Annotated in this window: 14 protein-coding genes; 7 read left to right on the top strand and 7 right to left on the bottom strand. The window is 75.2% G+C overall.

Annotated elements, in window-relative coordinates; genetic code table 11:
• Positions 1-69: 69 nt before the first annotated feature.
• Genes ACWGKU_RS38095 through ACWGKU_RS38085 form a run of 3 tightly spaced genes read left to right on the top strand, consistent with a single transcriptional unit; the run spans position 70 to position 1467 of the window.
• Positions 70-528, top strand: a complete 459-nt coding sequence (locus ACWGKU_RS38095) for a group II truncated hemoglobin (protein ID WP_380349443.1) — start codon at positions 70-72, stop codon at positions 526-528.
• 17 nt (positions 529-545) lie between these two features.
• Positions 546-1070, top strand: a complete 525-nt coding sequence (locus ACWGKU_RS38090) for a GNAT family N-acetyltransferase (protein ID WP_452177259.1) — start codon at positions 546-548, stop codon at positions 1068-1070.
• Positions 1071-1080: 10 nt separating this feature from the next.
• The gene (locus ACWGKU_RS38085) at positions 1081-1467 is read left to right on the top strand and encodes a VOC family protein (protein ID WP_401047868.1); all 387 of its coding nucleotides are present in this window, start codon (positions 1081-1083) and stop codon (positions 1465-1467) included.
• A 15-nt stretch (positions 1468-1482) separates the two neighbouring features.
• On the opposite strand, the gene ACWGKU_RS38080 is transcribed toward ACWGKU_RS38085, so the two are convergent.
• Both ACWGKU_RS38080 and ACWGKU_RS38075 read right to left on the bottom strand, forming a co-directional pair.
• On the bottom strand, positions 1483-2076 hold the full coding sequence (locus ACWGKU_RS38080; RefSeq protein ID WP_401047872.1) for a maleylpyruvate isomerase N-terminal domain-containing protein: 594 nt from the start codon (positions 2074-2076) through the stop codon (positions 1483-1485).
• A 124-nt stretch (positions 2077-2200) separates the two neighbouring features.
• Positions 2201-2983, bottom strand: coding sequence for a dioxygenase family protein (locus ACWGKU_RS38075; RefSeq protein ID WP_401047874.1), 783 nt, complete (start codon positions 2981-2983; stop codon positions 2201-2203).
• Positions 2984-3100: 117 nt separating this feature from the next.
• Between ACWGKU_RS38075 and ACWGKU_RS38070 the strand changes: the two genes are divergently transcribed.
• From ACWGKU_RS38070 to ACWGKU_RS38060, 3 genes are all read left to right on the top strand, one after another.
• Positions 3101-3565, top strand: coding sequence for a MarR family winged helix-turn-helix transcriptional regulator (locus ACWGKU_RS38070; RefSeq protein ID WP_359900199.1), 465 nt, complete (start codon positions 3101-3103; stop codon positions 3563-3565).
• Between the two features lie 231 nt (positions 3566-3796).
• The gene (locus ACWGKU_RS38065) at positions 3797-4258 is read left to right on the top strand and encodes a molybdopterin-dependent oxidoreductase (protein ID WP_359900154.1); all 462 of its coding nucleotides are present in this window, start codon (positions 3797-3799) and stop codon (positions 4256-4258) included.
• Between the two features lie 119 nt (positions 4259-4377).
• A complete protein-coding gene (locus ACWGKU_RS38060) occupies positions 4378-4896 on the top strand; it encodes a GNAT family N-acetyltransferase (RefSeq protein WP_387692815.1) in 519 nt (172 codons plus the stop codon).
• Between the two features lie 50 nt (positions 4897-4946).
• On the opposite strand, the gene ACWGKU_RS38055 is transcribed toward ACWGKU_RS38060, so the two are convergent.
• From ACWGKU_RS38055 to ACWGKU_RS38035, 5 genes are all read right to left on the bottom strand, one after another.
• Positions 4947-5963: a LacI family DNA-binding transcriptional regulator gene (locus tag ACWGKU_RS38055; protein ID WP_401047878.1), complete on the bottom strand. Its 1017-nt coding sequence runs from the start codon at positions 5961-5963 to the stop codon at positions 4947-4949.
• A gap of 100 nt (positions 5964-6063) precedes the next feature.
• Positions 6064-6816, bottom strand: a complete 753-nt coding sequence (locus tag ACWGKU_RS38050; protein WP_359900162.1) for a GNAT family N-acetyltransferase — start codon at positions 6814-6816, stop codon at positions 6064-6066.
• 77 nt (positions 6817-6893) lie between these two features.
• Entirely contained in the window at positions 6894-7988 is a 1095-nt protein-coding gene (locus ACWGKU_RS38045) for a WD40/YVTN/BNR-like repeat-containing protein (protein WP_401047881.1), read from the bottom strand.
• 209 nt (positions 7989-8197) lie between these two features.
• Positions 8198-9640, bottom strand: coding sequence for a dihydrolipoyl dehydrogenase family protein (locus tag ACWGKU_RS38040; RefSeq protein WP_401047883.1), 1443 nt, complete (start codon positions 9638-9640; stop codon positions 8198-8200).
• Positions 9641-9861: 221 nt separating this feature from the next.
• A complete protein-coding gene (locus ACWGKU_RS38035) occupies positions 9862-10596 on the bottom strand; it encodes an alpha/beta fold hydrolase (protein ID WP_452177195.1) in 735 nt (244 codons plus the stop codon).
• A 295-nt stretch (positions 10597-10891) separates the two neighbouring features.
• Between ACWGKU_RS38035 and ACWGKU_RS38030 the strand changes: the two genes are divergently transcribed.
• Positions 10892-11872: a helix-turn-helix transcriptional regulator gene (locus tag ACWGKU_RS38030; RefSeq protein ID WP_452177194.1), complete on the top strand. Its 981-nt coding sequence runs from the start codon at positions 10892-10894 to the stop codon at positions 11870-11872.
• Positions 11873-11875 lie beyond the last annotated feature (3 nt).

The raw sequence follows: 11875 nt of genomic DNA, 5'->3' as shown, positions 1-11875 counted from the left end.
GGCCCGCTGTTCGCGCCCCAGCCTGCTAGGAAGGTCGCAACGCACGGTCCAACCACGGGGAGCACACCCATGAACGATCAACGGTCCGGCCCGCTCTACGAGGCCGTCGGCGGCATCGACGCCCTGCGCCGGCTCAGCCGCACCTTCTACCGGGACGTCCTCGCCGACCCCCTGCTCGCCCCGGTCTTCGCCGACTTCACCCCCACCCACATCGAGCGCGTCGCGGTCTGGCTGGCCGAGGTCTTCGGCGGCCCGGCGGGCTACACCGGTGAACTGGGCGGTCACCAGGCGCTGCTCCGCGCCCACCTGGGCCTGGCCATCACCGAGGAGCAGCGGCTGCGCTGGATGGAGCTGATGGCCGAGGCCGTCCGCGCGGAGCTGCCCGAGGACGAGCTGCTGCGCCGCCGGGTGCTGGAGTACTTCGACTGGGGCACCAGGATCGCCGAGGACGTCTCCGCCTCCCCGGTCGGCACCGACCTCGGCGATCCCGGCCCGACCCCGCGCTGGGGCTGGGAGGGTCTCAAGTGACCGTCGCCGCACTGCCGATGGCCGACGGCCTGCTGCTGCGCCCCTTCGAGGACGCCGACGCGCCGGCCCTGATCGAGGCCTATCGGGACGAGACCCTGCGCCGCTTCCTCCGTACCCTGGTGGACGACGCCGACCAGGCCGCGCACTGGCTGCGCGCCCAGGAGGAGGGCCGGGCGGCCGGCACCCGGTACAGCTTCGCCGTCCTGGACGGCGGCGAGCTGGTCGGCAACGTCGCGCTCAAGTACCCCGCCCCCGGCGGGGGGACGGCCGAGGTGGGGTACTGGACGGCCGCCCCGGCCCGCGGCCGGGGCGTGGCCCCGCGCGCGGTGGAGGCCCTCACCACCTGGGCCTTCGCCACCTTCGCCGAGGACGGCCTGCGCCGGATCGACCTGCTCCATGCGGGCGACAACCAGGCCTCCTGCCGGGTCGCGGAGAAGAGTGGCTACGCCTTCACGGAGATCGTCCCGGCCTTCCCGCCGTACCCGCTGGACGGGCACCGGCACTCCCGGAAAAGGCTGGACGAAATCGAACGGTGCAGGTGAGAGTGGACGCATGGCTTCTCTGGTACGACATGTGACGATCGACTGCGCAGACCCGCACGCCCTGGCCGCCTTCTGGGCCCGGGCGCTGGAGGGCACCCTGGGCGAGGACGACAACCCCGGTGACGACGAGGCGCTGGTGGACTCCGCCGGCGCCTCGCTGCTCTTCATCCGGGTGCCCGAGGGCAAGTCGGTGAAGAACCGGACCCACCTCGACCTCCAGCCGCAGGACCGCGGCCGGGACGAGGAGGTTGAGCGCCTGGTCGCCCTGGGCGCCACCGTACTGGCCGACCACCGCACCCCGGACGGCAAGGGCTGGGTCACCCTGGCCGACCCCGAGGGCAACGAGTTCTGCGTCGAGCGCAGCGAGGCCGAGCGGGTCGCGACCGGGGCCGCCTGACCGGTCGGACCGGCCTCAGCCCGGCCACTCGCCCACGGCCGCCCGCCAGATCCACGAGGACTTGCGCGGGCGGCCGTTCAGTTCCCCTCGCCCGGTGCACCAGAGCAGGACCTCCGCCGGGTGGGCGGCCGGCTCCTGCGGCGCGTGCGGGAAGAGCCGGTCGAGCACGAGGCGGCACAGCTCGGCGGGCGGCCGCCAGGGCAGGCCGAGGCCGCTGGTGATGTCGTGGGTGTGCAGCAGGGTCTCGGCGACGCCCATGGCGGCGAAGCCGGACGGATCGCAGGGCCCGTGGTGGTAGGCGCGCAGCTCGGGCGGGGCGGCGTCCAGGGCGGTGGCGAGGAGCTGCCCGGCGGCGGTGACCACGGTGAGCACCCGGGCCGGGTCGGCCTCGGGCCGGACGGTGAGGTCCAGCGGCAGGTAGCGGTCCCGGGGGCGGGCGGCGAGCTGGCCGGCGTAGGCGAGCAGGTCGTGGGCGATGTGGGCGGCGGTGTCGCGGCAGCTCCACTCCAGGAGCCCGGCGGGCAGGTCCCAGTCGCGGTCCGCGGTGTGCGGGGCGAGGGCCGCCAGCGAGGCTTCCAGGGCGGTTCGTACGGCGTCGCCGTTGCGCATGATCACTCCTTCGACGGAGCGTCACACGATAAACCAGGCAGCGGGGTCAGGGCAGCCCGGGTGCACCGGCGGGCGCCCCGCCCGCCGTTCCTCGCGCGGAACCCCGGGAGGTCCCGCACGAGGTTCAGCCCAGCTGGATCGAGCGCTTGGCCAGGCCCATCCAGAACCCGTCGATGACGCTGCGCTGGCTGTCCAGGTCGCCCTCGCCTGCGCCGAGGGTGACGAACAGCGGGGCGAAGTGCTCGGTGCGGGGGTGGGCGAGGCGTCCGGCCGGGGCCTTGTGCTCGAAGTCGAGCAGCGCGTCCAGGTCGTGGGCCTCCAGGGCGCGCCGGCCCCAGTCGTCGAACTCGGCCATCACCGAGGTGATCCGGCCGTCGTTGCTGAGCGCCCGGAGGTTGTGGGTGAAGAAGCCGCTGCCGACGATCAGCACGCCCTCGTCGCGGAGCGGGGCGAGCTTGCGGCCGATCTCCATCAGCCGCTGCGGGTCGAGGGTGGGCAGCGAGACCTGGAGCACCGGGACGTCGGCGTCCGGGTACATCTCCACCAGCGGGACGTACGCGCCGTGGTCGAGTCCGCGCTCGGGGATGTCCTGGACGGGCGTGCCGGGGGCGCGCAGCAGCTTGCGCACGCGTTCGGCGAGTTCCGGTGCGCCGGGGGCGGCGTACTGGACCCGGTAGTAGTGCTCGGGGAAGCCCCAGAAGTCGTACACCAGCGGGACGGTGGTGACGGCGCCGAGGGCGAGCGGGGCCTCCTCCCAGTGGGCGGAGACCATGAGGACCGCCTTGGGCCGGGGCAGGTCGGCGGACCAGGCGGCCAGTTCGCCCGGCCAGACCGGGTCGTCGGCCAGCGGCGGCGCGCCGTGCGACAGGTACAGGGCGGGCATGCGCTCGGGGGCCGCGGTGCTCATGGCGTCCTCCTCGGGACCGTTCGACAGTGGTAGTTCAAATTTGAACCGTCCATGGGATCGACGGTACACCTTCGTTCGAATTTGAACAACAGGAGTAGGCTTCACCCCATGTCCTCACTGAACGAACCCCGCTGGCTGGACCCGGACGAGGCGGCCGCCTGGCGGGGCTTCGTCGTCGCGAGCAACCTGCTGAACCGGCGGCTGGAACGCCAGCTCAAGGAGGACTCCGGGCTCTCCCACCAGCAGTACGAGATCCTGGTGCACCTGTCCGCGGCCCCCGGCGGCTCGCTGCGGATGACCGAACTCGCCGACAAGCTGGTCACCTCCAAGAGCGGCCTGACCTACCAGGTCACCCAGCTGGAGCGGGCCGGCCTGGTCGCCCGCCGCTCCTGTCCCAGCGACGTGCGCGGCGTCATCGCCGAACTCACCGACCAGGGGCGGGAGGCGCTGCGCCAGGCCGCGCCCGGACACGTCGCCCTGGTGCGCGAGCTGCTGATCGACGTGCTCACCCGCGAGCAGCTCGCCGTGCTCGCCGAGGGTCTCGGCACGGTCAGTGCCCGGCTGCGCCTGGAGGACGCCTAGCCTGCCGCGGGACCCGGTCGTCCGCCCTCCGCCCCGTCCGCCGTCCGCCCCGTCCGCCGTCCGCCGCAGTTCGACGGCGACTGATCGCAGATTCCGGCGGTACAGGGGGTTCGCCATCGCAATTGCGGATGAATGGCGGCATCCATCCTGGCAGTTGCGAATGCCCGAGCGGCCCCTCGGGTAGTCCTCCTCGCGGGCCGCGGTGCCGTGGCCCGCGAGGAGGGAGCACCCATGACCCCGGCGAGACCCACCGTCCGACTCCACGGCCACCTCGACCGCCCCGCCGAGCTGACGGTGGCGCAACTGCGCGCCCTCCCCGCCCGCCGGGTCGAGGTCGGTTTCGACTGCCGGAGCGCGGGCGAGCAGCGCCACGGCTACGAGGGCCCGACACTGCTGGACGTGCTGCGCGCCGCCCGCCCGCGGATCGACTTCTCCGGCCGCAAGCAGCGGCTGCGCTTCCTGCTCTCGGTGGCCGGCGCCGACGGCCACCGGGCGGTGGTTTCCTGGGCCGAGATCGACCCGGACTTCGGCGGCCAGCAGATCCTGCTCGCCACCAGCATGGACGGCGCCCCGCTGGACGCGGCCGGCCCGCAGCTCGTCGTCCCCGACGACCGCTGCGGCGCCCGCTACGTCAGCTCCGTCACCGCCGTCTGGCTCGGCCCTCTCGGCGACCCGGCGCCCCCCGCGGCCTGACGCCCGGCCGCCCGTCCCACGGGCCCTGCGGCCCCGGCCCGGCGGCCGCACGCCGGAAGGGCCGGACGGCGGTCCGAAAACACTCGCCGGAGCCGGGTTTCCGTGCCAACATGCCCCATATGGGGACGATTCTTCACGGCACCTTGGTCACGCTCCGCCCGGCCACCGGCGAGGACATCCCGGCGTTGGCGGCCATCCGCGGCACGCCCGAGGTGTTCTCCCGCTGGCGGGGCGGCGACGACCTGGCCGGCGAGGTCGCCAACGACCTGGAATCGCCCGGCACCGAGACCTTCGCGATCGACCTCGGCGGCAAGGTGGTCGGTGCCATCCAGTGGTACGCCAACAACGACGACGAGTACCGGCACGCCGGGATGGACCTCTACCTCGATCCGACGGTGCACGGCCTGGGCCTGGGCACCGACGCCGTGCGCACGATGGCCAGGCACCTGGTGCACGACCACCACTACCACCGGCTGGTGATCGACCCGGCGGAGGACAACCTCGCCGCGATCCGCTGCTACACCAAGGTCGGCTTCCGCACCGTCGGCACCATGCGCCAGTACGAGCGCGGCCCGGACGGCACCTGGCACGACAACCTGCTGATGGACCTGCTCGCGGACGAACTGCTCGAAGGCTGAGCGGCCCCGGATCCTCTCGCCGCCGGCCTGCGCCCCCGGCGCCCCGGGGGTCAGGCCGGCGGGCAGCCGCAGGAGCGCCGGACCACCAGCTGGGCCGGGAAGGTGCGGGCGCCCCGGGCACGGCGCTCCGGCCCGCCGAGGACGAGTTCCAGCGCGGCGCGGGCCATCTCGTCCTGCGCCGTGGTGACGGTGGTCAGGGCGGGCCCGGCGATCACCGCCTCGGCGATGTCGTCGAAGCCGGCCACCGCGAGGTCCTCCGGCACCCGGATGCCGAGGTCGTCGGCGGCCCGCAGCAGGCCGATCGCCTGGTCGTCCGTCGTGCAGAACACGGCGGACGGCCGGTCGGGCCGGGCGAGCAGGGCGAGCGCCTCGGCGTGCGCCCGGACCCGGTCGAACGGGGCCGGGACGAGCCGCCCGTCGACGGGCAGCCCGGCCTCCTCCAGCGCGGCGGCCCAGCCGGCCGTCCGCCCGGTGACCGGGTCGTGCGGGCTGAGCGCGAGGGTGCCGCCGAAGCAGTGCACCTCGGCGTGGCCGTGCCCGAGCAGGTGGCGGACCACCTCGCGGGCGCCGCCCTCGTCGTCCGCGACCACGGCGACGCCGCCGATGCTCTCCGCCCGGTGGTGCAGCAGCACGACGGGGGTGCCGTCGGCCACGTCGAAGCCGGTCAGCCCGGGGGTGGCCGGGTCCTGGGTGACCAGGATCAGACCGTCCACCTGCATCCCGAGGAAGGCGCGGATGTAGTGGGCCTCGCGTTCGTCGGCGTAGTCGGAGTTGCCGATCAGCAGCAGCCGGCCGTGCTCGGCGGCGGCCTGCTCGACGGCGTGCGCGAGCCCGGCGAAGAACGGCTGGCGGGCGTCCGGCACGACCATCCCGAGCAGGTCGGTCCGCCGTCGGGCCATCGCCTGGGCGACCCGGTTCGGCCGGTAGCCGAGCTCCTCGACCGCCGCGAGCACCCGCGCCCGGGTCGCCGCCGCCACCGGCCGCGGCCCGTCGTTGATCACATAACTCACGACCGCCGTGGACGTCCCCGCCACCCGCGCCACATCGTCCCGTGTCACCCTCGCCATGACCGTTGAGCCTACACAGCCCCTGCGACCAGCCTGTTTGCCGAGTCTTCGGCCGGCGTCCGGCCGCCCCGATCGGCCCCGTGCCGGGCACAAGTGCCAGTTAGGCCGCGTCGGGCACGACCACCGTGAGCGAGGTCTCCTGGAGCAGGAAGCCCAGCGACTCGTAGAGCCGGCGGGCCGGGTTGCCCTCGGACACCACGAGGGTCACGTCGGCGAGCCCGCGTGCGGCGGCGTCCCCGACGGTGCGGCGCAGCAGGTCGGCGCCGAGGCCGCGGTAGCCGCGCTCCGGGTGGCGGAAGACGTCGGCGATCCACGGCCGGCCGTCGCGGTCGGTGAGGATCAGCCCGGCGACCACGCGGTCCTCGGCGTCCACCGCCAGCAGGCTGGACGGCAGCACCGGGCCGATGACCTTCCCTTCGAGCAGCAGGCCGAGCCGCTCGGCCAGCACCTGGGCCTTCTCACCCGGGTAGAAGTCGACGTGGCCGGGGTGGAACGCGCCCCGCCAGGCCTCGTACAGCTCCTCGGGCGCGCGGTCGCAGGGCACCGTCCGCAGGCCCTCGCGCAGCGGCGTCCCGGCCCAGTCGGCGGGCGGGGGATCGGCGCGCAGGTCGCGGCGGAAGGTGTGGGCGTGCCGTAGCACCCGCGCGCCGTGCGTCACCAGCTCCTGCCCGAGCGCGGGAGGGCCGGAGACCACCCAGCCGGGCAGCTCGGCCCGGATGAACCCGGCGGCGTCCACCGATCCGTCCAGGACCTCCAGCAGGTCGGCCCAGGGCCGCCCCTCCCGCTCGTCCAGCAGGTAGCGCAGCACCGGCTCGCCGTCGGCACCGCGCCTGACCACCCAGTCCTCGGCCATGGCCCACCCCACAATCGTGCGATCGTTCGTCGGCGGCCCATGCTCACCGAGGCCCTGCCGTCCGGCAACCGGTTATTTCAGGCCACCACCGCTGCCCGGACGCAGAGCACGTCCGGCAGGTGGGAGAGCAGCAGTGACCAGCTCTCGCCCTCGTCCCGGCTGCCGTACACCTCGCCGGTCCGGTTGCCGAAGTAGATGCCCGCCGGGTCGGCGTCGTCGGTGCGCAGGGCGTCGCGCAGCACGATGCCGTAGTGGTCCTCGCCGGGCAGGCCCTGGGCGAGCTGCTGCCAGCTGGTGCCGCCGTCGGTGGTGCGGAAGACCCGGCAGCGGCGGCCGGGCGGGATGCGGTCGTCCGAGCCGCCGAGCGGGAAGAGGTAGGCGGTGCCGGCCCGGCGCGGGTGGGCGGCCACGGCGAAGCCGAACTCGGCGGGCAGCCCGTCCACGATCGAGCGCCAGCCGGCGCCCCAGTCGTCGCTGCGGTAGACGCCGCCGTGGTTCTGGAGGTAGAGCCGGTCCGGGTGGACGGGGTCCTGGGCGATCTTGTGCACGCACTGGCCGAACTCGGGGTACTGGCCCTCCTCCGGGAGGAACTCGGCGCGCAGGCCGGTGTTGGAGGGCTGCCAGCTGTCGCCGCCGTCCTTGCTGCGGTAGACGCCGCCGCTGGAGACGGCGACCAGCAGCCGCTGCGGGTCGCGCGGGTCGGTCAGGATGGTGTGCAGGCCCTGGCCGCCGTACCCGGCGCCCCACTGCGACCGCTGCGGGTGGTTCCAGAGCGGCTCGACCAGCGCGAAGCTCTCGCCGCCGTCGGTGGAGCGGAACAGCGCGGCCGGTTCGGTGCCCGCGTAGACGACGCCGGGGGCCTCCGCCCCGGCGGGCTGGAGCTGCCAGACCCGGGTGAGCGAGGCGCCGGTGGACTCGGGGAAGCGGATGGCCGGCCGCGGCGGCTCGTACCAGCCGGCGCCGAGGTCGTCGGAGCGCCAGACCGAGGGGCCCCAGTGGCTGCTGTCGGCGCCGACCAGCACCCTGGTCCGGCCGTCGCGGCGGTCGATGGAGACCGAGTAGATCGCGTTCATCGGGAAGTGCGGCCCGCTGAACTCCCACGTCAGCCGGTCGCGGCTGCGGCCGAGAAAGAGGCCCTTCTCGGTTCCGACGGCCAACAGCACCTCGGTCATGCCTCACACCACCTGGTCATGTGCACGGCCCCCCCGGGACGGCCCCTCCGACCGCCAGTGTCCCGCCGACCACCGGCGGCCACATCTCGCCGCGCCGGTCACCCGGGAGGCCGACACGAACGAGGGCCGTCCGGGGCCAGCGGGAGCGCCGGCCGCCCGGGTTGCCCGCCCGCGGGAGCGCCGCCCGCCCGCCCGCGGACCGTAGGTCGCTACCCCCGGCAGTCCTCCAGCAGCCGCAGCCAGACCTCGCTGATCGTCGGGTACGAGGGCACCGCGTGCCAGAGCCGGTCGATCGGCACCTCGCCGACCACCGCGACGGTGGCCGAGTGCAGCAGTTCGGCCACCCCGGGGCCGACCAGGCAGGCGCCGACGAGCACCTTCCGGTCCAGGTCGAAGACCACCCGGGCCCGGCCGCGGTAGTCGTCGCCGTAGAGCGAGGCCCCGGCGACGGAGCCGATCTCGTGGTCGACGGTCTTCACCCGCAGCCCGGCCGCCTCGGCGGCGGCCCGGGTCAGACCGACGGCGGCGACCTCCGGCTGGGTGAACACCACCTGGGGCGCGCCCGCGAGGTCGGCGGACGCGGCGTGCGCGCCCCAGCGCGAGGTGTCCAGCGGGAGCCCCTGGGCGCGGGCGGCGATCGCCGCGCCGGTGATCCGGGCCTGGTACTTGCCCTGGTGGGTGAGCAGCGCCCGGTGGTTGACGTCCCCGGCGGCGTAGAGCCACTCGCCGTCCACACCGAGCACCGTGCAGCTGTCGTCCACCTCCAGCCAGTCGCCCGGCTTCAGGCCGACCTGCTCCAGCCCGACGTCGGCGGTGCGCGGGGCCCGGCCGGTCGCGTACAGCACCTGGTCGACGGTCAGCGTCCCGCCGCCGTCGAGGGCGAGGGTCACCGGCCCGGAGCCGTCCGCCCGCTCCAGCGCGGTGACCTCGGTGCCGAAGCGGAGGTCGACCCCGGCGGCCCGCAGGCCCTCTGCGACCAGCTCGCCCGCGAACGGCTCCATCCTCGGCAGCAGTCCGTCACCGCGCACCAGCAGCGTCACCTCGGAGCCGAGCGCCCGCCAGGCGGCGGCCATCTCCACCCCGACCACCCCGCCACCGACCACGGCCAGCCGCCCGGGGACGGTCTGCGAGCCGGTGGCCTCCCGGTTGGTCCACGGGTGGGCCTCGGCGAGCCCCGGCACGTGCGCGGGCAGCACCGGGCGGCTGCCGGTGCACACCACGACGGCGTGCCGGGCGGTGAGCACCCGCTCGCTGCCGTCCTCGGCCTCCACCGTCACCGTCCGCTCCCCGGCCAGCCGGCCGTGGCCGCGGACCAGCTCGATGCCGGTGTCCCGCAGCCACCGCACCTGGCCGTCGTCCTTCCAGCCGGAGGCGAAGGAGTTCCGCCGGGCCAGCACCGCGGCCGGGTCCAGCCGTCGGCCGTCGACCGCCTCCCGGGAGCCGGCCACCGCGCGGGCGTCGGCCAGCGCGGCCACCGGCCGCAGCAGCGCCTTGCTGGGCATGCAGGCCCAGTACGAGCACTCGCCGCCGACCAGCTCGGCCTCCACGATCACGGTGCTCAGCCCTGCGGCGACCGTCCGGTCGGCCACGTTCTCGCCGGTCGGACCGGCTCCCAGGACGATGACGTCGTACTCCTCGGCGGTGCTGGTCATGCCCTGTCCTCCGTCGTCTCGATGGCCACCCCGGTCCGCACGGCGGGGATGACGGGCGTGTGCTCGCTCCTCGCTCGGGTACGGCGTGGGCCCCATCCTGCCGGTCCGGGCGCGGTTGCGCGACGGTCGGACACGCCGAGGGCGCCGTGGGGCACACCGCTGGGCGCGGACGGGACGGCCCGTCGGCCCGGCGCGGGACGGAAGGGGCCGGGCCGACGGGCTCAGAGCGCGGCCAGCTCCGCCAGCAGGGCCGCCGTGTCGGCCGGACGGGAGAACATCGGCCAGTGCCCGGTGGGCAGTTCGCGCAGCTCCCAGTTCGGCCCGGACATCCCGGCGAAGTACGGGTGCCCGGCGGCGATCAGCTCGCGAACCTGGGAGAGCGGGAAGGAGCAGGAGACCAGCGCCTGCGGCAGCGCGGCCCCGGCGCCGGTCAGCCGCAGCCGGTCCCGGAACGCCCCGGCCGGCTGCGCGGTGGCCCGGGAGCGGATGCGCGCGAGGGCGGCCCCGTCCAGCCCCGCCACGCTGGCGCCGTGCTCGGCCAGGTACTCCCAGGAGGGCATCGGGAGACGGCCGTCGACCAGCGAGGCCTCGGCCGTCCGCCGGTAGTCGGGCTCCCAGAGGTCCTGGACCGCGGAGCCGTCGATCAGCGGGCCGCTGTCCAGGTAGACCACCCGGTGGATCCGCTCCGGCATCCGGTCCGCGAGCCCGCCCACCGGGGCGCAGGCGCCGCTGTGCGCGACCAGGACGACGTCCGACAGGTCCTCCCGGACCAGCAGTGCGGCGAGGTCGGCGATGTGGTCCTCCAGCCCGAACTCGCCCGCCTCGACGGCGCGTTCGGCCACCCCGGGCAGGCTGACGGCGTACACGCGGTGCCCGGCCGCGCGCAGCGGCGCGGCCACCTCGTCCCAGGCCCAGGCGCCGATCCAGAATCCGGGGACCAGTACGAACGTGCTCATGGGGATCACTCCTTCGTCGGTGGGGATGCCGGGGGAGGCCTCGACGGGCCGGAGGCGTCGAGGGGCCCGTGGGAGGGCTTCGCCCCGCTGGGGCCTCCTCCACCGCCGACTCTAGGATCGGATCCGGACAGAAGTCGCCCGCATTTCCTCCGCGTCGTCCCCGCGCGTCCGGAGGGTGTCCGGACGGCGTCCGGAAGGGGCCGGCGGAAGAGGCGTCCGCAAGGGCGGCACGGAGTCGGCGAGGAGTCGGCACGGAGCCGGTTCGGAGCCGACGAGGAGACGGGAGGAACGCACGGTGGAGCACCCGGTCAGCCGTGTCCTCGCCCTGCTGGAACTGCTCCAGGACCGCCCCGGCCTGACCGGCGCCGAACTGGCCGCCCGGCTCGACGTGGACGAGCGCACCGTCCGCCGCTACGTTTCCCGGCTGGCCGAGCTCGGCATCCCCGTCCAGGCCGACCGGGGCCGCTACGGGGGCTACCGCCTGCGGCCCGGCTACCGGCTGCCGCCGCTGATGCTCAACCCGGAGGAGGCCGTCTCCGTCGTGCTCGGCCTGCTGGCCGGCCGCAGCTCCGGCCTGTCGGTGGGGGAGGAGGCCACCGGGACCGCCCTCGCCAAGATCCAGCGGGTGCTCCCGCCCTCGCTGCGCGACCGGGTCTCCGCCGTCGAGCAGACCCTGGGCCTCACCGCCGTCCGGGCCACCGGCCCGGGCCCGGCCGCCGCAGCGCTGTTCACCCTGGCCGAGGCGGCCCGCCGGCGGCGCCGGGTGCGGCTCGCCTACCGGGACCGCGAGGACCGGCCCAGTGAGCGCGAGTTCGACCCGTACGGGCTGGTCTTCCACTCCGGGCGCTGGTACACCACCGGCCTCGACCACCGGAGCGGCGAGCCGCGCACCTTCCGGCTGGACCGGATCACCCGGGTCGAGCAGGGAGAGTCGGGCTTCGAGCCGCCCGAGGACTTCGACCCGGTCCAGCGGGTGGTGGAGTCACTGGCCGGTGCGCCCTGGCGGCACCGGGTGGAGGTGGAGCTGGCGGTCGGCCTCGCCGAGGCCCGCCGCCGGCTTCCGCCCGCCGTCGGCACGCTCACCGAACTCGCCGAGGACCGCGTGCTGCTGCGGGCCCGGGCGCAGAACCTCGACGGCGTCGCGGTGCTGCTGGCCGGCCTGGGGTGGCCGTTCACCGTCCGGGAGCCCGCCGCGCTGCGCGCCGAGGTGCGGGCGCTCGCGGCCCGGCTCGCCGCCTGGGGCGCCGAACCGGCCTACCCGGCCGCGGCCGGGTAGGGC

The sequence above is a fragment of the Kitasatospora sp. NPDC054768 genome, assembly GCF_053612025.1.
This window is presented reverse-complemented; position numbering and strand designations above follow the sequence as displayed.

Coding starts and splice junctions, on each gene's coding strand:
- ACWGKU_RS38050 (WP_359900162.1), bottom strand. CDS start 6,816: ATGGCCGAGGACTGGGTGGTCAGGCGCGGTGCCGACGGCGAGCCGGTG.
- ACWGKU_RS38090 (WP_452177259.1), top strand. CDS start 546: ATGGCCGACGGCCTGCTGCTGCGCCCCTTCGAGGACGCCGACGCGCCG.
- ACWGKU_RS38040 (WP_401047883.1), bottom strand. CDS start 9,640: ATGACCAGCACCGCCGAGGAGTACGACGTCATCGTCCTGGGAGCCGGT.
- ACWGKU_RS38055 (WP_401047878.1), bottom strand. CDS start 5,963: ATGGCGAGGGTGACACGGGACGATGTGGCGCGGGTGGCGGGGACGTCC.
- ACWGKU_RS38085 (WP_401047868.1), top strand. CDS start 1,081: ATGGCTTCTCTGGTACGACATGTGACGATCGACTGCGCAGACCCGCAC.
- ACWGKU_RS38065 (WP_359900154.1), top strand. CDS start 3,797: ATGACCCCGGCGAGACCCACCGTCCGACTCCACGGCCACCTCGACCGC.
- ACWGKU_RS38075 (WP_401047874.1), bottom strand. CDS start 2,983: ATGAGCACCGCGGCCCCCGAGCGCATGCCCGCCCTGTACCTGTCGCAC.
- ACWGKU_RS38045 (WP_401047881.1), bottom strand. CDS start 7,988: ATGACCGAGGTGCTGTTGGCCGTCGGAACCGAGAAGGGCCTCTTTCTC.
- ACWGKU_RS38095 (WP_380349443.1), top strand. CDS start 70: ATGAACGATCAACGGTCCGGCCCGCTCTACGAGGCCGTCGGCGGCATC.
- ACWGKU_RS38060 (WP_387692815.1), top strand. CDS start 4,378: ATGGGGACGATTCTTCACGGCACCTTGGTCACGCTCCGCCCGGCCACC.
- ACWGKU_RS38035 (WP_452177195.1), bottom strand. CDS start 10,596: ATGAGCACGTTCGTACTGGTCCCCGGATTCTGGATCGGCGCCTGGGCC.
- ACWGKU_RS38080 (WP_401047872.1), bottom strand. CDS start 2,076: ATGCGCAACGGCGACGCCGTACGAACCGCCCTGGAAGCCTCGCTGGCG.